Below are 24,408 nucleotides of genomic sequence, written 5' to 3'. Positions count from 1 at the left end.
CATATTATGCGAAAATGAAGCAGCAAATTGATTAACGATAGATTAACAACTTAAGCTAAATTAGTTGTTTGAATTTAATAAGTACAAAAAAGCCCGAACTCGTCGGGCTTTTTTATTTTTATGGCTTATTTGCCGTCAGAACGCTTCATGTATTTGAAGAAGTCACTGTCTGGCTCTAATACCATCACGTTTGAACCGTTTGAGAAACTGGCTTTATATGCTTCCAAACTACGTAAGAAAGAATAAAACTCAGGATCTTTGTTATAAGCATCTGCATAGATTTTTGCTGCAATAGCGTCACCCTCACCTCGTACGGATAAGGCTTTACGCTCAGCTTCAGCAATTTGAATCTCTACACTCGCATCGGTCTTAGCTCGAATGATCTCAGATTGCTCCTTACCTTGTGCGCGATGCTCTTTCGCTACCGCGGTACGTTCTGCACGCATACGCTGATAAATACTCGAACTCACATTAGCGGGTAAGTTAATCTGCTTGACACGCACATCAACCACTTCGATACCCAAGTCTTCAGCACTTTCAGATGCATTTCTCAATGCATCTTGTTGTAACTCATCACGGCTACCTGAGACGATGTCTTTGATAGTACGACGACCAAACTCGGTACGAAGATCGTTATTAATCTTGCGTTGCAACAAAGATTCTGCCTGAACCTTGTTACCACCGTTTGTAGCAAGATAGTATTTCTCATGATCGAAAATACGCCACTTGACATACGAATCGACCATTAAGTCTTTTTTCTCTGAAGTCACAAAGCGGTCTGCTGCGCCGTCCATAGTCTGGATGCGTGAGTCTAAAAACTTAATCTTATCAATCAATGGCAGCTTAACGTGTAAACCCGGCGTATAAATCCTTGTCACACCATCATCTTTAAGAATTTTACCAAATCGCGATACAATTGCCCGCTCACCTTCATTAACAACCAGCAGTGAAGATAAACCGGTCGCAATCAAGATTGCGATAATAATGACAGATAATCTACCCATGATTAGTTTCTCCCCTGGCGAGTACGGTCGCTACGAGAAGGACGCCCGTCAAGTGGCATACTTAAATTATCCACCACGCTGTTAGCAGACTGATTCGATGAACCTTGCGCTGCCGCTTGAGGTTGCTTAGATGCTTTGTTTTGGTCCATCAATTTATCCAAAGGCAAATACATCATATTGCCGCTGCTTTTCGCATCGACCAATACTTTGTTAGCACCCGAATAAACCTTTGACATCGCATCGATATAAAGACGATTACGCGTCACTTCTGGAGAAGCTTGATACTCTGGAAGTAATTTCTCAAAGCGAGCGACTTTACCGCGAGCCTCTAGAATTTCACGTTCCTTATATGCGTTAGCTTGTTGTTCCATACGTTGTACGGTACCACGAGCTTTAGGCTCAATCTCACGCGAATACGCCTCAGCTTCACGGATAAAGCGTTGCTCATCCTCTTGCGCTGCAATAGCATCATCAAAGGCATCTTTCACCTCTTCAGGTGGGCGTGCAGGCAAAAAGTTAACGTCGCGAATTTCGATACCTAAATTATACGGTTCGATAATACGGTTCACTTCATCCCAAGTATCGCGGCGAATCTGATCACGTCCGGTGGTCAAAATGTCATCCATACGGTTGTGACCGACCACATAGCGCAAAGCACTATCAGTAGCTTCACGTAAACTTGAATTCGCATCGACAGCGCTGAACAAATAGCGATAAGCATCGACTACAATGTATTGCACATCTAGCTCAACCAACACCACATTTTCATCAGCTGTCAGCATGCTTCCCGATGCAGGGATCGAGCGAACATTACTCACGTTTACCGGAAACACTTCATCGATGAAGGTCGCTTTCCACTGTAAGCCAGGTTCCACTTGACCGATATATTGGCCAAAGCGTAACGCAACCCCTTTTTCAGCTTCTTTAACGGTATAGAAACCCGAGAGTCCCCACACCACCACGGCGATACCTAAAACAATAACGAATCCTAATGTACTGAATCCACCGCCAGAGCCATTACCTTTGCCGCCAAAGCGTTTAGAAATATTCTTAAACACTTCGTCTAGATCTGGTGGCCCTTTGTCATTGCTATTTTTATTTCCCCAAGGATCTTGACCCTTGTTACCGGGCTCGTTCCAAGCCATTTAGCACTCCATAGGTATGAAATAAACGAGATTACTAAAAACTACTCTACTGCTGCTGTTTCAACAATAAAGGTTTCCAATTCCCCTTGGCTCTGCTTTGTTAATCGATGCCAATCGGCTTCTAATAAACGTACAGACAAGATACAGTTCCCCAGATCGTCATACTCTTTCTGCTGTATCACATCCAGTCGATAAAACTGACCAAGATAATGCCCAGCCGTCGCTGGTATTTGCAAGGTAAGCTCTAAAACGACACGACCTACAATTTTGTTGATCGCCTCCTCGAGCAATTCCAAGCCTTTGCGTTGTTGAGCCGAAACCCACACCCGCGTAGGAACCCCTTCACTATCGTAATCGATCTTGGGACCCACATCTTCCAACAGGTCTATCTTGTTACAGACAACCAATTGTGGAATATCATCAGCACCTATCTCTTTGAGCACCAACTGCACTTGCTCAAAGTTATCACCCATATTGTCATCAGAACAATCGACTATGTGTAATAACAGATCGGCTTCACGCGTTTCTTGTAATGTCGCTTTGAAAGCAGCGACAAGATCATGCGGAAGATGCCGAATAAAACCAACGGTATCGGCTAAAATAACCGGACCGTCTTGTAACTCTAGCTTTCTTAAGGTCGGATCGAGCGTAGCAAACAATTGGTCTGCCGCATAAACATCTGACACGGTAAGTGCATTAAATAATGTTGATTTGCCAGCGTTAGTGTAACCAACTAAGGATACGGTAGCTAATTCACTGCGCTGACGAGCTCGTCGACTCTGCTCTCGCTGCTTGTCGACTTTTTCCAAACGCTTGTTGATTGTTTTAATACGTCCACGCAACAAACGTCTGTCGGTTTCAAGCTGTGTTTCACCAGGGCCACGTAAGCCAATCCCGCCTTTTTGTCTCTCAAGGTGGGTCCAACCACGTATGAGGCGCGTTGACATGTGGCGCAATTGCGCTAGCTCCACCTGTAACTTACCTTCGTACGTACGCGCACGCTGCGCAAAAATATCGAGGATGAGTGTTGTACGGTCTAATACACGGCACTGACACACCTGCTCAAGATTTCGCTCTTGGGCTGGGCTCAATGGATGATTAAAAATAACCACACTCGCGTCAGTGGCAGCAACTAACGCTGCTAATTCTTCCGCTTTCCCTGAACCAACAAAAAACTTACGATCTGGAGAGCGACGACTTCCCGTTATAACACCTACGGTTTTGGCTCCTGCGGACTCAACTAACAAACGAAGTTCAGTAATATCTTCTCTACTGCTTTCATCGGCAAAGTCGATGTGAACAAGAACGGCTGCGTCTCCCGCTTCATAGCGATCAAACAAAAAGTAAACTCCTCAGGAAATTACTCAGCACTGTCTTCTGTAGGTGCGTTGTAACTGCCCGTCTGATTAGGGGTGTTGTGATGGTTGCTCACATTAAATGGGCGCGCTGGCACAACTGTTGAAATAGCGTGCTTATATACCATCTGGCTGACAGTGTTCTTCAATAAAATAACAAACTGATCAAATGATTCAACTTGTCCTTGAAGCTTGATACCGTTAACTAGGTAGATAGATACCGGAACGCGTTCACGACGTAATGCGTTCAAAAATGGGTCTTGTAAAGATTGCCCCTTTGCCATTATATAATTTCCTTTTTTATTAAAATTAAATAAAACCTAATGCTGCATCAACTTCGGGTTTGGTTTTAGTATTATATAGAGTGAATGAATTAGCTAGCGACAATATTGTATTAGTCGACCTATATTTGCATCATCACCGCTCTCTAGCCAATTTAAATGGCCCAGCCGCGTAACCATGTTAATTGACGCTTAGCCAATTGCCTAGTCGCAACTACGGATTTTTCAACCATAGTATCATAGTCGTAATCACCATCGAGGTATTGCCATACTTGACGGTACCCCACACAGCGCATCGAAGGCAGTTCTAAATGCAAATCACCACGCGCTTTGAGCGCTTGCACTTCTTCGATGAACCCTTGCTTTAACATGGTATCAAAGCGTGTAGCAATGGCTGAATGTAACACTTTCCGATCGCTTGGGGATATACCAAATTGCACAACTGAGTATGGCAATGCGGCGGATTTCACCTCTGTTAATTCGGTTAAGCTTTTACCACTGATACGAAACACCTCTAATGCCCGCGATAAACGCTGTGGGTCGTTAGGATGAATACGCTGCGCTGACACGGGATCAATCTGCTGCAATTGCTGATGCAGTGCTTGCCAGCCTAGTGTTTCAGCCTCTTTGGCGATATCGGCTCTAATTTCATTGTTCGCCGCTGGCAATGGTGATAATCCCTCAAGCAAGGCTTTGAAATAGAGCATGGTGCCACCCACTAATAACGGTGTTTTCCCCGCGGCTAAGATATGTTCAATTTCGTTAAGCGCATCATGGCGAAAATCGGCGGCTGAGTAACTTTCGCTAGGATCACGAATATCAATCAATCGGTGTGGCGCACGAAGTTGCTCTTCAGCACTGGGCTTAGCGGTACCAATATCCATATCACGATAGATGAGAGCTGAATCAACCGAGATTATTTCACACTGGTGACGCTCCACGAGCTCAATAGCTAACGCAGTTTTGCCGGACGCCGTCGGTCCCATTAGGGTTAAAATTGTCGGCTTATTATTGCTAGTCACTCGTTTGCTCACTTAACCACTCTTGCCAAGGTAACGCCTTGGCTTTCGATATTATTTGTTGCTGTTGCGGCTCAGGTAACTGACAAAAATCAGTCCAAAGTGCTGACGCCGAAGTAAAGTGATCTCGGCCATGGCCAACTAACCAATTCACGATGGCCTCATCTTCTGGCTCTTCAAAGCGAATCCACTGTAAAAAATCAGCGATAACATCCGCTAACTTGCTTTGCCTTAGATATGGGGGCACTTTTTTGATAATCAACTGCCCCAATCGAATAGTTAATTCGAGGCCCAGTTTCCTGATAAGTTGCTCTCGTTGCTCAAGAGTATCGAGCCAGTCATTGTCAGCTTTTATTGACACCGGCATCAATAATGGTTGCCCCACGAGCCCTGATGCAAGCTTGTGCTCTATCTGTTGACGCAGCACTGCATCGGCGACGTTCGAAAACGCCAATAACTTCAGAGCATCACCTTGCGCAATTACCCAGTATTGCCCAGCTAAAACCAAAGGCATAGGCGATGGTGGTGCAGTTGTGGACCTGTTTACATCGGGTGTCGCAAGCAACTGCGCATAATTATCAATGGCTACCTGCGAAGGTAAATCTGGTGCTTGATAGCGATCTGAATGGCTTGATCGATACCCAGAAGCAGTAGACTGACTATAGCCTGATTCCCGTTGACCATACGCCGAAGCAGCTCGTTCATGCACATGACGTTCTTCAATCGGGGAAGAAACAGGAGCAGACACGCCATACTGCCCAGCAAACGGCGACGATGGACGGTTTGCCGCTGGCGATGATTGTGCTGATGGTTCTTCGGTGTGCTCCGCTAGAGCCTCATTCCCCCCAGGCTGATAAGCATTCAACGGCAACAGCTCAGCCTGTGACAGAGCCGATTGTAAGGCTTGTAAAATAAAGTCATGTACATAGCGACTTTCATGGAAACGCACTTCATGCTTTGCTGGATGCACGTTAACATCCACTTGATGTGGGTCAATCTCAAGCATCAACACATAACCAACCTGAACGCTCTGCAATTGCTCAGCAAACGCTTGTCTCACCGCATGATTAACCAGCCTATCACGCACCAATCGACCATTAACATAAAAATACTGAGTATCACTTGAGCTCACCTCGAAATGCGGCGACTGGATATAGCCACTGAGCTTTAACCCATTATGCTCGCAATCTACCGCCAACGCATGCTCGGCAAATTGTTTACCGCTCACCTGAGCTAGACGCTGTAGATACTGATTTTGGGTATTCGCCGGACGATAATTACGCACCATTTTACCATTATGCTTTAGGGTAAAATGGATATCACGTCGCACTAAAGCAATCCGCTTAAGCCACTCATCAATATGAGTAAATTCTGTTTTGTCGCTTTTTAGAAAACGACGACGAGCAGGGGTATTAAAAAACAGATCGACCGCTTCTACCGTAGAGCCTACAGGGTGTGCGGCGGGGATCACTTTTACCGCCATTTCAGAGCCTTCAGCAAAAGCCTGCCACGCCTCAGTTTGGCTAGCAGTGCGCGAAGTGAAGGTTAAACGCGATACCGAACTAATACTGGCAAGTGCTTCGCCACGAAAACCAAAGCTTAAAATAGCATCGAGATCATCCAAAGAAGCCAATTTAGAGGTCGCATGACGCGACAGCGCCAAGCCGAGTTGATCTTTTTCGATCCCTGATCCGTTATCTTGGATCTTAATCAGCTTACTGCCGCCTTTATCGATTTCGATATCGATTTTGCTGGCGCCAGCATCTAGGCTGTTTTCAACCAACTCTTTGATAACCGATGCGGGACGCTCAACAACCTCGCCAGCGGCAATCTGGTTAGCCAGCTGAGGAGGCAAAATTTTAATGGTCATTTTGACTCCTATTAAGCGCGGGGAATGACCAGCTTCTGGCCAATACGAACTGTGTTTGATTTAAGGTTATTGGCCTTTTTAATACTGCTTACCGACACTTGATAACGATGAGCAATAACCGATAACGACTCACCTCTTTCGACCTTATGGCTCAAAGTACTACGATTAGCCAGAAGGGTATTGGCGGGCGGGTTGGTTTCAAAGTAGCGTAATACGCCCTTATGTACCGCATTAGCAATATTGTTTTGATGCTCGCGCTGTGTCAGTAAACGCTCCTCTTTATGGTTAGAGATAAAGCCTGTCTCAACCAAAATAGAGGGAATGTCGGGAGACTTTAATACCGCAAAACTGGCCGCTTCTGGCTGGTGCTTATGTAATTTAGTGACTTTGCCTAAATTGAGTAATACATCACCGGCAATATTATGGCTAATGGCCATAGAACGGTCCATCGACATGTCGAGTAAAGTCATGGCTAGATACTGTTCATTATCGGCATTTTGAATGATCTCACCCGCACCGCCGAGCAGTTCTGAATGCTTCTCTTTTTGTTCCAGCCAACGACCGATCTCACTGTTAGCCCGTCGCATTGATAGCACCCAAACCGAGGCACCGTGTGGCTGAGGCGAAGTAAATGCATCAGCATGGATTGACACTAACAGATCGGCTTTACTGGTACGTGCAATTTCTGAGCGCTTATTGAGGTTAACAAAATAGTCACCAGAACGGGTCATGACGGCCTTCATGCCTGGGGTGGCATTGATTTTCGCTTCCACCTTTTTAGCAATCTGCAACACCACTTTTTTCTCATAGGTCCCTTTAGGGCCGATTGACCCGGGATCATCACCACCATGACCTGCATCAATCGCGACGATCACATCCCTTAATTCAGACACGGGCTTGGCTTTAACGATTTGCTGTTCTGCCCCACCGTCTTCAAGATCGACAACTAAACGATTGCCGTACGGCGCTGTTGGGGGTAAAGCAAATAAATTAGCTTTAACAGGCTTAACTAAATCGATGACGAGTCTAAGCGTGCCTTTTTTTGGAGGCTTACTAATGCGCACCTTTTTGACTAGCTTACTATTATTCTCGATCTTGCGAAGATCCATCGCGGTCGAGGTACCACTGAGATCGACCACCAGTCGATAAGGACTCGTCAAAGTAAAGTGGCTATATTGCGGCGGCTGACGTAGGTCAAAAACTACCCGCGTCGATTTCGGCGCGGCCCAAATTCGCACACCATCTAACCTATTCGCGCTGTGAGCCATTGCTGGAACACACAACAGCAACAGCAGCAATACACGCTTTATTATCGAATCAGTTGTTATCATTATGAGGTAAACTGTCTAGCAGTAATTGCCCAGCAGGCTTATTTGCACTTAAGGTAACCTCTCGGCCTTGATCAAGGTATTTTATATCGATAAATAGATCGGCTTCGGGCAATATACCAGCCCCTTTATCGGGCCACTCTACAATGCATAAACTATTATCGGCAAAATAATCCCTAATCCCCATAAACTCCAACTCCTCAGGGTCACTGAGACGATATAAATCAAAATGATAAACTTCAATACCATTCAGTTCATAGGGTTCAACTAACGTATAAGTTGGGCTCTTAACCGCCCCTTGATGACCTAAACTTTGGATCAAACCACGACTAAAGGTCGTTTTTCCAGCGCCTAATTCACCACTCAAATAGATGGTTAACGGAGGCGTGATCGCTTGAGCTAACTGCTGCCCTAAGCTCACTGTGTCAAACTCGTTTTCAAGATAAACTGTCACTGGCGTCATGTTATATTTGTCGTAACCTAAATTGGAGCAAACTGATTATAACCAGATACTTTAACCCAAACTGAATTCTATCTAAACAAACATTAGCTGTTTTTAATCTGATGGTTTTAAATCTTGTCCACTAGCGCACGGATATGCGGAAACAGATCGCAAGCCAACATACCACGCTCACCCTCTTTAGCCGCCATATCTGCAGCGACGCCATGCACCACAACACCCGCGCTGGCCGCATCCATATTGGACATTCCTTGCGCCATTAGCGCCGCAATTATGCCCCCTAATACATCACCACTGCCACCACTGGCTAATCCAGGGTTACCCACTGGGGCAACATGGCAACGAGTGCCATCGTAAATAAGTGTGCCCGCGCCTTTCAATACCACAACGCCACCATACTTGGCTTGCAAGGCGTAAGCTGCAGCAAAGCGGTCTTGTTCAACCTCTTCAATACTGAGCCCCAGTAGCCTTGCCGCTTCGCCACTGTGAGGCGTTAACACCCAATGGCGCTGCTTATTGGGCTCAAGTGCCAATAGATTAAGCGCATCGGCATCCATAACGCATGGCTTATCGCTTAATCCAGTGGCTTTGAGTAAATTGTATCCCCAGTCATGCTTGCCAAGGCCTGGCCCTATTAATAATACATCGGCCCACCCCAATCGTTGATACACCTCCATATCAACCAACTCACACCCCCAAAACATCAACTCTGGTCGCCCAGCATTGATAATAGGGAGATGCTGCGGCCTGGAAACCACGGCAACAAGACCTGCACCGGCGCGTAAACAGCTTTCGCCAGCCAGCCTTGGCGCACCGGCCATACCGATATCCCCCCCGATCACAGTGACCTTACCACAAGAGCCTTTATGACTATTTTTCGCCCGAGTGGGCATGCCTAAGTCGGTGACTCGGTGCGCAATATTAATGACATTAGACGGAGGAAGGTGTGGGGTTAATCCAATATCGGCAAACCATAAATAACCGACGCAATCTCGAGCCTTGCCGGTAACAAGCCCTTGCTTTACGGCTCCCATGGTCAATGTCACATCCGCTTTAACCGCCAGCTGCCCAGCCCCCGTGTCGGCATTAATTCCCGAAGGCACATCGATGGATAACACCCAAGAAGGCTGCTGATTGACAGTGGTAATAATGGCCGTAAACGTCTCATTGAGCTCGCCGTGAAAGCCGGTACCGAGTAAACCATCAATCACCACATCAGCCGCTAATAACCCTTGCTGCCAATCTTGCTCTAGGTGACCGCCTGCCGCCAGAAACGCCGCTTTGGCATAACTCACGCCTTCGCCAACAGGTTCTTTTTCAAGGGCATACAATTTTACTTGGCAGCCAGCTTCAAGCAGAAGCGTGGCACAGATATAAGCATCAGCCCCATTGTTGCCATATCCCGCTAATACCAAAATCTGGCTAGTTAACTTATTTTGCTGCTGCAATAATGCAAAGGCCGCCTGCCCTGCGCGATCAATTAACCCTAATAACGATATTTCACCTGAATTGATAAAATGGGCCTCAGCCTCTCTCACCATTTGTGCCGAATATAATGTTTGCGGAAGTTGTGCATCACAAAACAACATGGAAAGACTCCTAAAAGTTAATAAAACATCATATGCGGTAGATAAGGCTTAGCATATTCGATGTTAGATAGCTTGTTTGTCATTAGATTCACGACTTACCGTAATTATTGAGATAAGTTTGATCTTGCACAAAAAAATGAGCCAGATAGTACGACTTAAGCCTGAGCTTTAGGTAAAGGTTGGCATTCTGCGGGGCGGGGGGTAAAACAATGTGGTGACCTTGGGCAATAAAGAAGGGAAAACGCGCAAGATAGAAACGGTTAGCGCGGTTCAAGCTGGTAGCAATAGATGCTGGGCGTAGCTCCCAGCAACAGATAACTCAGTAACTTAAGCCTGTTAAGCGACTAAGTTATCGACATACTTTAGATATCATCCATACGAATGCAGCTATGCACTAAACGCTGCTGTTGAATTTTCTTTACTCGTACCAGCTCGCTCATCGCATTTTTGACATCACCAGGCACAGATGAGTCGGCCGTTTTCTGCAGCAGTCCAATCAGACGGTTATCCAAATCTAAATGCAGCTCTAATAAATCTTCTTCATTCATATTGGCTTTAGGAACCACCTCTTGGCAGCGTTTGATGAAGTCTTCAAACACAATATCGTTGTACCAAAGTTCTAATAATTTAGAGGGGGCCTCTTCGATATAATCATCTATCTTCAGTGACATCTCTTTTTCATGCTGCTGTAAGTACTCAAGCATCAACTTGACGCGAGATGAATCAACTGCACTGTGTAAGCGACCATATAGTCGAGCCATTTCTAAGCGACACTTAGAGATATACTCCAATTGTTCATTAAGCTGCTGAAATCTCATCTTACCCTCTCCCATCCAAGCCAAGCCATTTGACTAGGCGTCAATATCGATTCGATTTCATTATGAAGTATTTTGCGAATTTTTTTTTGAACAAGGTCATAGTTTGCACAGTTCAACCATATTTACATTAGGTTTCGTTAAAGAAATTAAGCGGCAATCGCCCAAGACCAAATTAACTGATACAAGACATTTAGCATGAACCAAGAACAAACTTGTAGCATACGATTGCAGCGATTTCTGGCGCTAACAAGTTTAAGGAGGAGAGAAATAATAAAAGCGAAAGAAAAATTGGAGCGACATATCGGCTTCGAAACAAGCAACCGATGACATAGACCTTAGGTAAAGTATAGCACTGTTTCTCTGATAAATTAGAGTCAACTGTTCTAAAATTGCAAGCAAGTTTAGCGGGAGGGATACAAAACGAAAAGGAGATTGGAGCGACATATCGGGTTCGAACCGATGACCTATACCTTGGCAAGGTATCGCTCTACCAACTGAGCTAATGTCGCATAAATCTTTTTATCTATAGCATTTGGTGACGCTATAAATTGTAATTTGGAGCGACATATCGGGTTCGAACCGATGACCTATACCTTGGCAAGGTATCGCTCTACCAACTGAGCTAATGTCGCAATCAAATTTGGAGCGACATATCGGGTTCGAACCGATGACCTATACCTTGGCAAGGTATCGCTCTACCAACTGAGCTAATGTCGCATAAATCTTTTTATCTATAGCATTTGGTGACGCTATAAATTGTAATTTGGAGCGACATATCGGGTTCGAACCGATGACCTATACCTTGGCAAGGTATCGCTCTACCAACTGAGCTAATGTCGCGTTTCAATCCTGCTAACGTGAGCCGCTAGCTGAAAGTTGAGGCCGCATTATAGGAGAATTTCGCCCCGCTGCAACCCCTTGCTTTAAAAATTTATACTGATTGATTAAATTTTAAATACTTTATCACGATAAAACTGCAATTCAGCAATAGATTCTTGAATATCGACCAATGCTTGATGGGTACCACGCTTAGTAAAGCCGTCCATTACTTCAGGCTTCCAACGACGAACCAACTCTTTTACCGTACTCACATCAATATTACGATAATGAAAGTAATCCTCAAGTGTTGGCATATAACGGTTCAAAAAGCGTCTATCTTGACCAATACTATTGCCGCACATAGGTGATACACCTTTGGGTACATGTAACGCTAAAAATGCAATCGTTTGTTCAATTGCTTGCGCTTCATTAATGCGGCTTGCTTTAACCCGTTCAATTAAGCCAGACTCACCATGATGTTTCTGGTTCCAATCATCCATGCCTGCCAACACTTCATCTGACTGATTGATCGCAATCACAGGGCCCTCTGCCAGAATATTTAGCTCCTTATCTGTCACAATAGTCGCTATCTCAATGATTCTATCGACACTAGGTTCTAACCCTGTCATCTCTAGATCAACCCAAATCAGATTACTTTCATCTGCAGCCATGTCTCTGCCTTATTATTACGTTTGCCTAAATTCAGGCTTTTTTGTTTAAGACCGTGTATCATACTGCTTTCTTTAGACAACACAAAATAACCTTATTTTGACGATGATTACACTGTGAGTAAAAAGAAACCTTTAAGTCAAGGCCAGCGCCGCCGCATGCGTGCTAACCACGAAAAACGTTTGCAGCGCAAAGAGGCTGGTGACGCCGCACCAGAACTACAAGATAGTTCACTTGGGCCCGAGTTGCTCGGCACCGTCATCTCTCGTTTTGGTCAACATGCTGACATTGAAACCGAAGATGGCCAATTGGTCCGCTGTAACATACGCAGAAATATTCAAAGCTTAGTCACTGGCGATAAAGTGATTGTCCGCCTTACTGTTGAAACCACAGCGACCATTGCCGGCGTTGTCGAAGCGGTGCACCCAAGGCACTCATCATTGTCTCGACCTGACATGTACGATGGCATCAAAATTATTGCCGCCAATATTGACCAAATATTGATTGTCTCATCGGTAGTACCAAGTTTTACCACCCAAATTATCGACCGTTACCTCGTGGCCGCTGAAGACACAGGCATAGCGCCTGTCATTATCCTCAATAAAATTGACCTACTTAGTGCAGAGGAAGCCCCCCAAGTTGAAGCGGCTTTACGTCGCTACCAAGAAATTGGTTACCCTGTGTATAAAGTCAGCAGCATCGAAGGCGAAGGGGTCGACACCATAAAAGCGCTGCTTAAAGATAAAGTGAGTGTGTTTGTCGGCCAATCAGGCGTTGGAAAATCATCATTAATCAATGCGCTATTACCCGACGCCGAATTACTCACTGGCGATGTGTCTGAAAACTCAGGCCTAGGTCAACACACCACCACCACGGCTAAATTACTGCACTTCCCCAGCGGCGGTGACCTAGTGGACTCACCTGGCGTGCGCGAATTCGCTTTGTGGCATCTGCCTCCAGAACGTGTCGGCTGGTGTTTTATCGAATTTAGAGACTATATTGGCACCTGTAAGTTTAGGGATTGTAAACATAAAAACGATCCAGGTTGTGCCATTACCGCTGCGTTTAACGAAGGCAAAATATTCGAAGATAGGTACAACAACTATCATCGCATCATAGACAGCCTCGATGAGCAGCGCCATGCTCGTCATTTTAGAAATGACAGCGACTAACCAACTGCCAGCAACATAGCCATATTGGATTTTAAGGATAACTAACGTGGACAAACTGAAAATTGCCTTGCAATACATGATGCCAAAACACCTTCTCTCACGCCTGGTTGGTAAGTTAGCGGCAGCAGAGCTAGGTATGGTCACCACTAGCGTAATTAAGTGGTTCATCAAGCAGTACAAAATTGATATGAGCGAAGCCGCCCAAAGTGAACCAGAGGCTTATGCCAGCTTTAACGCATTTTTTACCCGCGCATTAAAACCGGGAATTCGTCCTTTATGTGATGATGACGATTATATCGTCCATCCTGTCGACGGCGCCGTCAGTCAATGTGGCCCTATCAAATCGGGACGCATCTTTCAGGCTAAAGGCCATGACTACTCTGCTTTAGCCTTATTAGGCAATCAAGTCGATGATGCAAAGCGCTTTGAAGGAGGCGATTTTGCCACCATTTATCTAGCGCCTAAAGATTACCACCGCATTCATATGCCAATAAAAGGCACCTTATCTAAGATGACCTATGTCCCTGGTGAACTGTTTTCGGTCAATCCATTAACGGCTGAAAACGTACCTGGGCTATTTGCTCGAAACGAGCGCGTCGTGGCGATGTTTGAAACCGAAATAGGCCCTATTGCTATGGTGCTTGTTGGCGCAACCATTGTCGCCAGCATCGAAACTGTCTGGGCTGGCACAGTCACCCCGCCAACGGGTAAAAAAGTCTTCACCTGGGACTACCCAACTGAAGGGCCGGAAGCCTTAACCTTAGACAAAGGTGAGGAAATGGGTCGCTTTAAGCTAGGCAGTACTGTGGTGATGTTGTTTGCTAAAGATGCCATTGAAGAGTTTGCCGACGGTGTTAAACCCAAAGCGGTCACGCGCATGGGTCAAGCTTTTGCCAAAATAGACTAACTGCGACATTGAAGCCGAACGCTAGCAGCCATCACGGATTAATCGAGCTGCATATTGCCGTCTTACTCTTTGGTGGGACGGCACTGTTTTCTAAATTAATCCCACTGAGTGCACTCGATATTACCTTGCTGCGCTGCGCTGTTGCCGCCCTCATTTTAGCGCTTATTGTTAAAAGCAGTGGTTGCCGCCTTCGTCTCAACGCTCACAAAGATTACCTGATAGCAATTGGGCTTGGGGTTATCGTGAGCCTGCATTGGGTCACCTATTTCGCCTCTATGCAGCTCTCATCTGTGGCCATAGGGATGATTGCCTTTTTTACCTATCCAGTGATGACGGTATTAATTGAGCCACTGTTTAACGCAAGCCGCCTCAAACGCACCGACTTACTAAGCGGTATTAGTGTGCTCTGTGGCGTCAGTTTATTGATCCCCGAAGCCACACTCGGTAACGATGTCACCTTGGGGATCATTTTGGGCATACTCTCAGCCATGCTGTTTACTGCTCGTAATTTACTCCACAAGCGTTACTTTGCTGAATATAGCGGCGCACAAGCCATGCTGTATCAAACCGCCGTGGCCGTTGTGTTTTTAATGCCTTGGCATCAAGTCAATATCAGCACCATCAACCACTCAGTTTGGGGCTTGATTATCCTACTCGGCGTGGTATTTACCGCCGCGCCGCATGCGTTATTTACATCGGCACTACGTCAACTTAGCGCCAAAACCGTCAGCTTAGTTTCCTGCTTGCAACCCTTATATGGTGCGCTATTAGCACTGTGGCTATTAGGGGAAGAGTTAGCTCTGAATACGGTGATTGGCGGCGCGCTGGTGGTGGTAACCGCCATCTATGAAACGCAACAGAGCCATAAAAGTCAGCGGGCCCAAAAACGATCAGAGACCGCCTCGACATAGTCAAGGTGATTGGCAATAACCACAGATCAAGCAGCCCTGTCGCGATTCAGTTCAAATTAACCGCTCCATCAATATCATTTTCTATCTATATTGGTACTATATAGCGGTCTATCCATGTATTAATGCCAATAAAAAGCAGATTATGTCTCGTATTTTACTCATTTTTCTATGTGTTCTTTCTTTTGCAGCCACTGCTAACTCACCGCTATCTCTTAACAAACACTTAGGGATAGGCCAAAGCACAAATACCATAACGAAAACCCCCGAAGAGCAACTGGCTTTACTGGAACAACAGATCAATGAGCAGCGCGAACTACAAAGTAATTTCGAGGCGCTGCAGCATCAATATCAAAACAAAAAAAATGATATCAGCAAACAAATAGAGCAGGCATCTAAGCCGTTAAGTTGGCAACCACAACAAGATTTAAGCCAACAAGCCTCCATGGCTTACCTTCGCCTATCTGAACTAAAAGAGATTGAAGCCAGCCTAGGGCAACAAATTAACGAACTGATCAAACGACAGCATCAACTGCCCACCATTATTACGCAGGCCAATAGCACGCTAGCGCAGCACACTCGCACCAGTAGTAGTAACGAAACCGACATAACCGAAGCCCAAGGGCGGCTCTACCGCCAGACATTGTCGACACTGGAATCAGAGCTTGCCAGCAGCCAAAAACAGATCGCCCTCACTCAACAACAGTTAACCTTAGTGCGCCGCCAATTGATCCAGCAAGAACAGCTGATCGAAAAGCTAAATGCGGCGATTTCAGTGCAACGCCATAAAACCACTGCCGCCACCATAGCGGCCAGCCAAATTGAAACCTCGGCAACCGATGATGCACTTGCGCTAGCACTTAATGAACAAAACCAAGCCTACGGCGAACAGCTACAACAACTCACTTACCAAATGAGCGAAGTGGCCACCAAACAAGAAGAAGCCGAAACCCAATATCAAATGCAAGCCAAGCAGTTGAGTAATATTCAGCAGCAGATAGGCTTAGTCAAACTGAATTCGGCGTTTGGTGAGCGTTTTTTGCGCATTTTATCGTCACTGCCTAAACCACCTAATCAAGACAAGATCAGCAATGATATCGCCAACGCACGTCTTGAACGCTATCAAATAGAGCAAGATCTCACCTTGCATGCCAATCTCAACAACGGGGCGAGCGATCACACACCATTGCAAACTAAATTGTTGCAATCACAGTATAAATTGCAACAACAACTACTGGAAAACTACGATTTGTATATCGGCGAGTTAGCCGAACTGCGGGTGCTCTATGAGCAACTCAATCAACAATACAAAAATCTTAAAACAACCCTCAACGAACATCTGTTCTGGGTTGCTAACGCCAATAGTATTGACCGATTCTGGTTTAGTGATCTGCTGCAAAGTAGCCAATGGCTGCTAACCCAAGCTCCCTGGTACCAAATTACCGACTCCTTTAAGGAACAAAGTACGCTGTGGTCTTGGTGGATAATCTTATTTGTCTTATGCCTAGTGCTTCAGGACCTAGTCACCCCAAGCTTTAATAAAGCCATGGCCCACAATGCCGCATTTGTCGGTAACGTAACCCAAGATAAGTTTGCCTACACCATAGCCGCGCTTTTTACTTCGCTATGTTATAGCGCCATCAAACCCTTACCATTATTGACCGGCGGCCTGATTTTATATTACTCACAGCATAACTTGGTATCATCGGTTGGTATGGGGATCTTAGCTATCGCCGCCTTGTACCTGCTATATCGTTTTACCGATCTGCTTGCGTTAGAAAAAGGGGTATTAATTGGCCACTTTAAAGGTGATGCCAATACCATTCATGCGGGGCAGCAACGGCTGCGCACCTTCACTCTGATGACCATGCCAATCATTGGTGTGCTGGGTTTTACCGAGGTGCTAGAAACCTCAATGATCCGTAACAGCTTAGGCCGTGGTGCCTTTATCTTATTTGCCATCATGCTGTTTTGGTTTTATAAAGATATTTTACAGCTATCTAAGCAGAAGCGACGTTATCATCAAGATGATAAAAACAAGCGCCTCCTGCAAAAAACACTCTGGGCCGTACTGTTATTGCTGCCGCCCGCATGCGCTATATTAGCCTTTAGGGGCTACTATTTTACCGCCTTCCAGATGTTGTTACAGCTACAGCTGTCCTTGATCTTGTCATTGAGCTTTATGTTGCTCTATCAACTGATCAAACGCTGGATGCTGATTGAGCGCCGGCGGATCGCCTTCCACCGCGCAAAAGCCAAACGCGCCGAAATATTGGCCCAACGAGAAAAAGATGACGACAGCGCCAATAATGAACAAGGCGACACCTACGAAGAGCCAGTGGTCGATCTAGAAACCATCTCGAGTCAATCATTAGGCTTGGTGCGTTCGTTATTGACCCTGGCTTTCTTAATCAGCTTAATTGGACTGTGGACACAAACCCACAGTGCCATCTTCTCATTTTTGGATGGCATCACCCTCTGGACCAGCTCGACCGTGATCGATGGTATCTCTCAGCAGCTGCCTATCACGCTTAAATCGTTACTGCTGGGACTGATTATTGTGGGCTTTTCATTAATGATTGCCACTAATTTACCCGGCCTACTGGAACTGATGATCCTCCAGCGGCTAGATCTAACACCGGGTACGGGTTTCGCCCTTACCACGGTAAGCCGCTATTTGGTGGTGTTTTTTGGTATGTTGAGTGGCTTTTCCACCTTAGGGATGGAATGGTCCAAGCTGCAGTGGTTAGTGGCTGCCCTCTCGGTGGGTTTGGGTTTTGGCTTACAAGAAATTTTCGCCAACTTTATCTCGGGTCTTATCATCTTATTCGAAAAGCCAGTACGGATTGGAGATACGGTCACCATTCGCGACTTAACCGGCACTGTCAGTAAAATTCAGATCCGCGCCACCACCATTGTCGATTGGGATCGCAAAGAGATCATTGTGCCCAATAAAGCATTTATTACCGAGCAGCTGATCAACTGGTCATTATCCGATCCTATCACTCGAGTGATTGTGTACGTCTCGGTAGCGCGAGACTCAGACCCGGCCCGGGTTGAAGCGGCACTGTATCAAGCTGTTAAAGAGTGCGATGAAGCGCTGGCGATCCCTGAGCCCGAAGTGTGGTTTGCAGGCTTTGGTAAACACACCCAAGATTACGAAATTCGCGCCTATGCAAAAGACATGAATACCCGTTGGCCGCTGCGTCACAAGCTGCATAAACAGGTGAATAAGAAACTCAAAGAAAACGATTTAGAACTCGCTTACCCACAGCTTGAAGTGCATATTAACAGTGGCCAAGGCAAAGAAACTCAAGGGTTGATTAGAAACTAATGCAGGTATTCGCTCACCGAGGGGCTAGCGGTTATGCGCCAGAAAACACCCTAGCCGCGATAAAAAAAGCAGTGCAACTTGGGAGCACGGCTATAGAAATTGACGTGCACAATGTCGAAGGCCAACTGTATGTATTTCATGATAGGCGCCTCGATGGTAAAAGCACTGGCACAGGACTGATAGAAGAAGTCAGCCAAGCCTATTTAGCCACGGTACGCGTCGGCGCAGAGCCTATCCCCACCCTGTGGGAGTTGCTGGTTTATCTGCAACACGTCGACTGTATCGTCAATATTGAGCTTAAGGGGATGAACTCACTGGCGCCATTTTTAAGCTTGTACCCTAATATCTTATCCCAGCTAAATTTTAGCGCCGATAAGCTGTTGATCTCCTCCTTTAACCACCACTTTGTTGCCAGCGTCAAACAGCAGTTTCCTCAAGTCTTAGTGGCGCCGCTTATTGAGGGCATTCCTTTTGATAATGCCGCCTTAGTGAGCCACTTACAGGCTTATTCGCTGCACCTCAGCTTGAGCTTTATTACCCCAGAGATAGTGATAGATGCCCACCAGCGCGGGGCTAAGGTTTATGTTTATACCGTCGATGATGCGGCAGATATCGCCTATTTAGTTAAGCTCGGCGTTGATGGGATTTTTAGTAACTATCCTGATATTAGTCAGCAAGTTATCGAGCAGCTTAGCTGAAAAGCGAATACACTAATCTAAGCGCTAATCTAAGCCACTCGGTTAAGCTACCAAGTTAACGTGTTAGGCTAGAGTTGCTCACCATATGGCCACAATAAGCGCGATAACGCCAATGATAATAGGGACTTGCTATGCAACATAAACTGCTGCTGCTCACCAGTGATAACCAGAAATACCGCCAACTGCTCGACTCCTGTCACCTCCCACAAATGACGCTACTAGACGATGATCCTAGCAGTATTTTCAGCGCAAACATTTGGTTAGCAGAGCCCCCATTAGCGGCGCCGCTCGTGGGCCATGCGCAGCAATTGACTTGGATGCAATCGACCTATGCGGGTGTCGACCCCTTAGTCAAACCTCGCCTACGCCGCGATTACCAACTCACTAACATTAAAGGGATATTTGGCCCTTTAATGAGTGAATATCTATTTGGCTACTTGCTGGCTCATCAACGTCAACATAAACAGTATCAGTCACAACAGGCGGATAAAATATGGCGCCCTAGCAGCTTTAAAACCTTGCAAGGGCAAACATTATTACTCTTAGGCACAGGCAATATTGCCAAACATATTGCACAAACGGCTAAACACTTCGGCATGCGGGTGACCGGAATTAACCGCGGTGCCAAACCAACGACTGGATTCGATAAGGTCGATACCCTCGCCAATCTGCCCAGCCATATTGCCCAGGCCGATGCCATTGCCGCGATCCTGCCTAGTACGCCAGATACCCGAGGCATTTTAGACAGCCAAATGCTCAGCATGATTAAAGATGAAGCCATTTTATTTAATCTCGGTCGAGGTGATGTACTCGATCTCGATGCGCTATATCAACAACTACTACAGCGACCCAAGCAACAAGCGATTTTAGATGTGTTCAATCAAGAGCCGTTACCCGACAACCATCCCATCTGGTCATTAAGCAATGCCACCATCACCCCGCATATTGCAGCACCGAGTCAGCCTGAGCAAGTGGTGGAAATCTTTGCCGCTAACTATCACCACTTTATCAAGGGGCAAGCGCTCAGCCATTTAGTCAACTTTGAACGCGGCTATTGAAAACTTACCTTTAAGCATTATATTGGCGCTAGTCACCTATCAAGGGAGCTGTCAAAACGGACTAAAATAGCGTCTGGTTTTTAATAGCTGAAGCTTGCCGCATAAATACTACCTATAACTTAAAGTTATTAGAACTGAGAATCGTTTTCATTTACACTCTCAAGCATCACTATAGAGAGAGCCTTAGTATGTACGTTTGTTTATGCCATGCCATTACCGATACTCAGATTAAACAAGCTGTCGATCAGGGAGATACCTCTTTAGCCGATCTTAAAAAACGTTTGGGCGTTGGCAGCCAATGCGGTAAATGTACCCGCATGGCCAGTGAGATTATTCAAGCAAGATTAGATGTCGCGCCTAACTTCTACGAAGTGGCTTAATCGATGCGTTAGTCATACTAAGACAGACTTACGCCACAAAGCTAAAACCATAGCGTTATGTATTGAGGACTCCTTAGTAACCTGATGCAGTAAAGCCTTAGACATAAAAAATGACCAATAAAAAAGCTGCTTAAAAGCAGCTTTTTGTTATCTCACTCAGATATTAAAGCTCTGAGGGGTTAAAGCACTGGCTCATCGGCGCCGAGCTCAACTTTATCCACACGCTGTAAACCGCGCGGTAATTTAGCGCCGCGGCGGCCACGCTCACCACGATAATGCTCAAGATCGCTAGATTTCAAGGTCAACTTACGCTTCCCCGCCCACAAGGTGACGGCGGTGTCTTCGGGCACCACCTGTAAATGCATCAGCAGCTCTTCACGATTTTTAGCGCGCTCGCTCGGAATACCGATGATTTTATTACCTTTACCTTTAGACAGTTGTGGCAGTGCATCTACTGAAAACAGTAGCATTCGACCTTCATTAGTGATCGCTAAAATCGACTCACGACGAGACTTATCGACCCGTTTAGGCTGCAGTACTTTGGCATTAGCAGGCAAACTTAATAGGGCTTTACCCGCCTTATTACGCGACACCATATCTTTGTAGTCAGCAATAAAGCCGTAACCTGCATCACTCGCCAGTAGGAAGCATTGCCCATCTTCTCCCATCAAGGCATGCTCAATGGTTTCACCTGGCGACAATTGGAAGCGCGTGGTTAATGGTTCACCCTGGCTACGCGCCGACGGTAAGGTATGGGTATCGGTGGCAAATGCCCTGCCGGTACTACCAATAAACACGCTGGCATTATTGCTGCGCCCTGAGGCGGCGCAGAGGAAACTGTCTCCCGCCTTATAAGATAATGCTGTAGGGTCGATATCATGGCCCTTGGCACAACGTACCCAGCCTTTTTCCGATAACACCACAGTCACCGCTTCGGCTGGGACTAACTCTTGCTCGCTTAAAGCTTTAGATTCTTGGCGTTCGACCAGCGGCGAACGGCGAGCGTCACCATAGGTTTCAGCGTCTTGCTTAAGCTCTTTTTTGATTAAGGTTTTCATACGACGTTCTGAGCCAAGCAGTAGCTCGAGCTTTTCACGTTCGGCTTCGAGCTCGCTTTGCTCCGCCTTAATCTTCACTTCTTCTAGCTTAGCTAAATGGCGCAGTTTTAAATCAAGGATGGCATTAGCTTGGTCTTCGCTCAGGCTAAAGCGCGACATCAGCTCGGTTTTCGCATCGTCGTGATAACGGATGATCTCAATCACTTCATCAATATTGAGGAACGCTATCATCAAGGCATCAAGAATATGTAATCTGGCCTGCACCTTATCGAGCCGATGTTCTAGGCGGCGTCTGACGGTGCTCATCCTAAACTCTAACCATTCGCTTAGGAGCTGCTTAAGCCCTTTAACTTGCGGACGGCCGTTGAGCCCCAACACGTTTAAGTTGACCCTAAAGTTCTTTTCCAGATCGGTCGTGGCAAATAGATGCGCCATGAGTTGATCGCAATCAACGCGATTCGAGCGAGGCACAACCACCATGCGCACCGGACTTTCATGATCAGACTCATCACGTAGGTCGGCGACCATCGGCAGCTTCTTGGCCTGCATCTGCGCGGCTATCTGCTCTAAAATCTTACCGCTACTGGCTTGATGCGGCAGTGCAGTGATCACTATCTCACCAGCTTCGATAGTGTACACGGCGCGCGCTTTAATCGAGCCACGACCAGTACTGTAAATTTTAGCGATATCGGCTCTAGGCGTGATGATTTCCGCTTCTGTCGGATAATCCGGCCCCGGAACCAGCTCCATAATGCGTTCAAGTTCGGTCTTAGGGTTATCCAATAATTCGATACAAGCATCGACTAATTCACGTGCGTTATGGGGTGGCACATCGGTTGCCATCCCCACCGCAATACCGGTAATCCCATTAAGTAAAATATGCGGTAAACGGGCCGGTAACACCAGCGGCTCTTTCATGGTGCCGTCGAAGTTAACGCCCCAATCGACAGTGCCGTGACCCAGCTCTGTGAGTAGCACTTCTGAGAATTTCGATAAACGCGCCTCGGTATAACGCATGGCGGCAAACGATTTAGGATCATCGGGTGCCCCCCAGTTACCTTGTCCGTCAACCAGCGGATAACGATAAGAGAATGGCTGAGCCATCAACACCATGGCTTCATAACAGGCACTATCACCATGAGGATGGTATTTACCCAATACGTCACCGACGGTACGAGCCGATTTTTTATGCTTAGACTGCGCCGATAAACCTAGCTCACTCATGGCGTAGATAATACGCCGCTGCACTGGCTTCAAGCCGTCACCGATATGCGGTAATGCACGGTCCATGATGACGTACATGGAGTAATTGAGATAAGCTTCTTCTGTAAAACGCCTCAGTGGCATCTGCTCGACACCATCGAGGCTCAAATCTATCGCATCACTCATTAATTTGGATCCTGTTGTTCACTCGGTTCACTCTCATTGACGCCGTCATCTTTATAAAACAGTCGATAAACATTGCCTTTAAAATCATCAGAAATATAGATAGTGCCATCGGGAGCCGACAGCAGCCCGTAAGGTCTAGCGACCGGGAATTCACCATCTAGAAAACTCACCACGGTTTGCCGCTCAACTATCTTATCGCCCGCGAGCGTCAGCATAGTGACCTGGTAACCGATTTTACTCGACCGATTCCACGAGCCATTTTCAGCAACAAACATCTGCTCATGGTATTTGGCCGGAAACTGCTGACCACGATAAAATTGCAACCCCATGGGCGCAACGTGGGCGGGTAACTCAAACACCGGAGCGATCACTTTTAACCCCTTAGGTTTTTCATAAGCGGGTTCCTCGACGTCGGTAGCATGAATATAGGGAAACCCGTAATGACTACCAACGGTATCAACGCGATTGATCTCATCCGGGGGTAATCGATCCCCCATCCAGTCTCGACCTATGTCGGCAAACCATAATTTATTATCATCTGGTGCCCAATCAAAACCGGTCACATTACGTAAACCTGTGGCCACCTGTTGGCTGCTGCCGCTGTTGACATCGATGGCGATGATACTGCCAAACGGCGCAGGAGCCTCGCACACATTACAGGGGGCCCCAATAGCAACATATAAGCGGCCATCAGGACCAAAGCGCATCGCGCGGCGACTCTTGTTGGTTTTGCCTGGTAAGCGGTTATACACCTCTTTACCACGATTAGGACGACGCATGCGATTTTCGATATCCGCATAACGGATAATCCGCGAGCCTTCGGCCACGTAAAGATCGCCATCATGAAAAGCGAGTGCTTCTGGATGATGTAGATCCTTGGCGACGATATAGCGTTTATCGACTCGACCATCGGCATTACTGTCCACCAATGCATGGATTGCCCCCGCCTTATAGGAGCCGACAAATAGGGTACCATTGTCGCCCATGGCCATCTGCTTAGCATCGCCCAGATCGGAAGCATACAAAGAGAGCCCAAATCCTTTGGCGACCGTGATCATAATCGATTGCCGCTCGGCATTGACCGCTGTTGCCATAGCCATGGTGACCATGGCTATAAACAACTTAAAAGATAAAGTTTTTATTGATT

At 46.4% G+C, this 24,408-nt stretch carries 19 protein-coding genes, 4 tRNA genes and 1 pseudogene; 7 read left to right on the top strand and 17 right to left on the bottom strand.

Annotation, left to right across the window (positions count from 1 at the left end; translation table 11 throughout):
- Window positions 1-125: 125 nt before the first annotated feature.
- From hflC to orn, 15 genes and pseudogenes are all read right to left on the bottom strand, one after another.
- On the bottom strand, window positions 126-1,004 hold the full coding sequence (hflC, locus tag AC5YBZ_RS03090; protein WP_494520044.1) for a protease modulator HflC: 879 nt from the start codon (window positions 1,002-1,004) through the stop codon (window positions 126-128).
- 2 nt (window positions 1,005-1,006) lie between these two features.
- Complete coding sequence (gene hflK / locus AC5YBZ_RS03085; protein ID WP_494520045.1) at window positions 1,007-2,149, bottom strand: FtsH protease activity modulator HflK; 1,143 nt, start codon at window positions 2,147-2,149, stop codon at window positions 1,007-1,009.
- 41 nt (window positions 2,150-2,190) lie between these two features.
- Window positions 2,191-3,489: a ribosome rescue GTPase HflX gene (hflX, locus tag AC5YBZ_RS03080; protein ID WP_494543401.1), complete on the bottom strand. Its 1,299-nt coding sequence runs from the start codon at window positions 3,487-3,489 to the stop codon at window positions 2,191-2,193.
- A gap of 20 nt (window positions 3,490-3,509) precedes the next feature.
- The gene (hfq, locus tag AC5YBZ_RS03075; RefSeq protein ID WP_494520047.1) at window positions 3,510-3,788 is read right to left on the bottom strand and encodes an RNA chaperone Hfq; all 279 of its coding nucleotides are present in this window, start codon (window positions 3,786-3,788) and stop codon (window positions 3,510-3,512) included.
- Window positions 3,789-3,881: 93 nt separating this feature from the next.
- Window positions 3,882-4,771: pseudogene (gene miaA, locus AC5YBZ_RS03070) on the bottom strand (tRNA (adenosine(37)-N6)-dimethylallyltransferase MiaA).
- A 28-nt stretch (window positions 4,772-4,799) separates the two neighbouring features.
- Entirely contained in the window at window positions 4,800-6,674 is a 1,875-nt protein-coding gene (mutL, locus tag AC5YBZ_RS03065) for a DNA mismatch repair endonuclease MutL (RefSeq protein WP_494524342.1), read from the bottom strand.
- 11 nt (window positions 6,675-6,685) lie between these two features.
- Window positions 6,686-8,005, bottom strand: a complete 1,320-nt coding sequence (locus AC5YBZ_RS03060) for an N-acetylmuramoyl-L-alanine amidase (RefSeq protein WP_494520049.1) — start codon at window positions 8,003-8,005, stop codon at window positions 6,686-6,688.
- Window positions 7,992-8,465, bottom strand: coding sequence for a tRNA (adenosine(37)-N6)-threonylcarbamoyltransferase complex ATPase subunit type 1 TsaE (gene tsaE / locus AC5YBZ_RS03055; RefSeq protein ID WP_494520050.1), 474 nt, complete (start codon window positions 8,463-8,465; stop codon window positions 7,992-7,994). The genes AC5YBZ_RS03060 and tsaE overlap by 14 nt, the downstream gene beginning before the upstream one ends.
- Before the next feature lie 107 nt (window positions 8,466-8,572).
- The gene (locus tag AC5YBZ_RS03050; RefSeq protein WP_494520051.1) at window positions 8,573-10,051 is read right to left on the bottom strand and encodes an NAD(P)H-hydrate dehydratase; all 1,479 of its coding nucleotides are present in this window, start codon (window positions 10,049-10,051) and stop codon (window positions 8,573-8,575) included.
- Between the two features lie 362 nt (window positions 10,052-10,413).
- Window positions 10,414-10,869 (bottom strand): hypothetical protein, encoded by a 456-nt coding sequence (locus AC5YBZ_RS03045; protein WP_494520052.1) that lies wholly within the window; start codon window positions 10,867-10,869, stop codon window positions 10,414-10,416.
- Window positions 10,870-11,302: 433 nt separating this feature from the next.
- Window positions 11,303-11,378, bottom strand: a tRNA-Gly gene (locus AC5YBZ_RS03040).
- Between the two features lie 47 nt (window positions 11,379-11,425).
- Window positions 11,426-11,501: transfer RNA gene (locus tag AC5YBZ_RS03035), tRNA-Gly, on the bottom strand.
- Between the two features lie 9 nt (window positions 11,502-11,510).
- Window positions 11,511-11,586: transfer RNA gene (locus AC5YBZ_RS03030), tRNA-Gly, on the bottom strand.
- 47 nt (window positions 11,587-11,633) lie between these two features.
- Window positions 11,634-11,709, bottom strand: a tRNA-Gly gene (locus tag AC5YBZ_RS03025).
- Between the two features lie 104 nt (window positions 11,710-11,813).
- Window positions 11,814-12,359: an oligoribonuclease gene (orn, locus tag AC5YBZ_RS03020; protein ID WP_110457177.1), complete on the bottom strand. Its 546-nt coding sequence runs from the start codon at window positions 12,357-12,359 to the stop codon at window positions 11,814-11,816.
- Between the two features lie 114 nt (window positions 12,360-12,473).
- Here orn and rsgA point away from each other — a divergent pair, with 114 nt between their 5' ends.
- The 7 genes from rsgA (at window position 12,474) to AC5YBZ_RS02985 (ending at window position 20,814) form a co-directional block, all read left to right on the top strand.
- Window positions 12,474-13,529: a small ribosomal subunit biogenesis GTPase RsgA gene (gene rsgA, locus AC5YBZ_RS03015; RefSeq protein ID WP_494520054.1), complete on the top strand. Its 1,056-nt coding sequence runs from the start codon at window positions 12,474-12,476 to the stop codon at window positions 13,527-13,529.
- A 46-nt stretch (window positions 13,530-13,575) separates the two neighbouring features.
- Window positions 13,576-14,436, top strand: a complete 861-nt coding sequence (gene asd, locus AC5YBZ_RS03010; RefSeq protein WP_494524341.1) for an archaetidylserine decarboxylase — start codon at window positions 13,576-13,578, stop codon at window positions 14,434-14,436.
- An 8-nt stretch (window positions 14,437-14,444) separates the two neighbouring features.
- Window positions 14,445-15,347: a DMT family transporter gene (locus tag AC5YBZ_RS03005; protein ID WP_494520056.1), complete on the top strand. Its 903-nt coding sequence runs from the start codon at window positions 14,445-14,447 to the stop codon at window positions 15,345-15,347.
- Between the two features lie 142 nt (window positions 15,348-15,489).
- On the top strand, window positions 15,490-18,678 hold the full coding sequence (locus AC5YBZ_RS03000; RefSeq protein ID WP_494524340.1) for a mechanosensitive ion channel domain-containing protein: 3,189 nt from the start codon (window positions 15,490-15,492) through the stop codon (window positions 18,676-18,678).
- Window positions 18,678-19,376: a glycerophosphodiester phosphodiesterase gene (locus tag AC5YBZ_RS02995; RefSeq protein WP_494520058.1), complete on the top strand. Its 699-nt coding sequence runs from the start codon at window positions 18,678-18,680 to the stop codon at window positions 19,374-19,376. Before AC5YBZ_RS03000 ends, AC5YBZ_RS02995 begins: the two co-directional genes overlap by 1 nt.
- Window positions 19,377-19,507: 131 nt before the next feature.
- The gene (locus tag AC5YBZ_RS02990; RefSeq protein ID WP_494520059.1) at window positions 19,508-20,434 is read left to right on the top strand and encodes a D-2-hydroxyacid dehydrogenase; all 927 of its coding nucleotides are present in this window, start codon (window positions 19,508-19,510) and stop codon (window positions 20,432-20,434) included.
- A gap of 188 nt (window positions 20,435-20,622) precedes the next feature.
- Window positions 20,623-20,814, top strand: coding sequence for a bacterioferritin-associated ferredoxin (locus AC5YBZ_RS02985; RefSeq protein ID WP_494520060.1), 192 nt, complete (start codon window positions 20,623-20,625; stop codon window positions 20,812-20,814).
- A gap of 179 nt (window positions 20,815-20,993) precedes the next feature.
- Here the strand turns inward: AC5YBZ_RS02985 and parC are convergent, their stop codons facing one another.
- Entirely contained in the window at window positions 20,994-23,261 is a 2,268-nt protein-coding gene (gene parC, locus AC5YBZ_RS02980; RefSeq protein ID WP_494520061.1) for a DNA topoisomerase IV subunit A, read from the bottom strand.
- Complete coding sequence (locus tag AC5YBZ_RS02975; RefSeq protein WP_494521667.1) at window positions 23,261-24,370, bottom strand: PQQ-dependent sugar dehydrogenase; 1,110 nt, start codon at window positions 24,368-24,370, stop codon at window positions 23,261-23,263. The genes parC and AC5YBZ_RS02975 overlap by 1 nt, the downstream gene beginning before the upstream one ends.
- Window positions 24,371-24,408: the final 38 nt, after the last annotated feature.

The organism is Shewanella sp. 553, from assembly GCF_059338375.1.
This window is presented reverse-complemented; position numbering and strand designations above follow the sequence as displayed.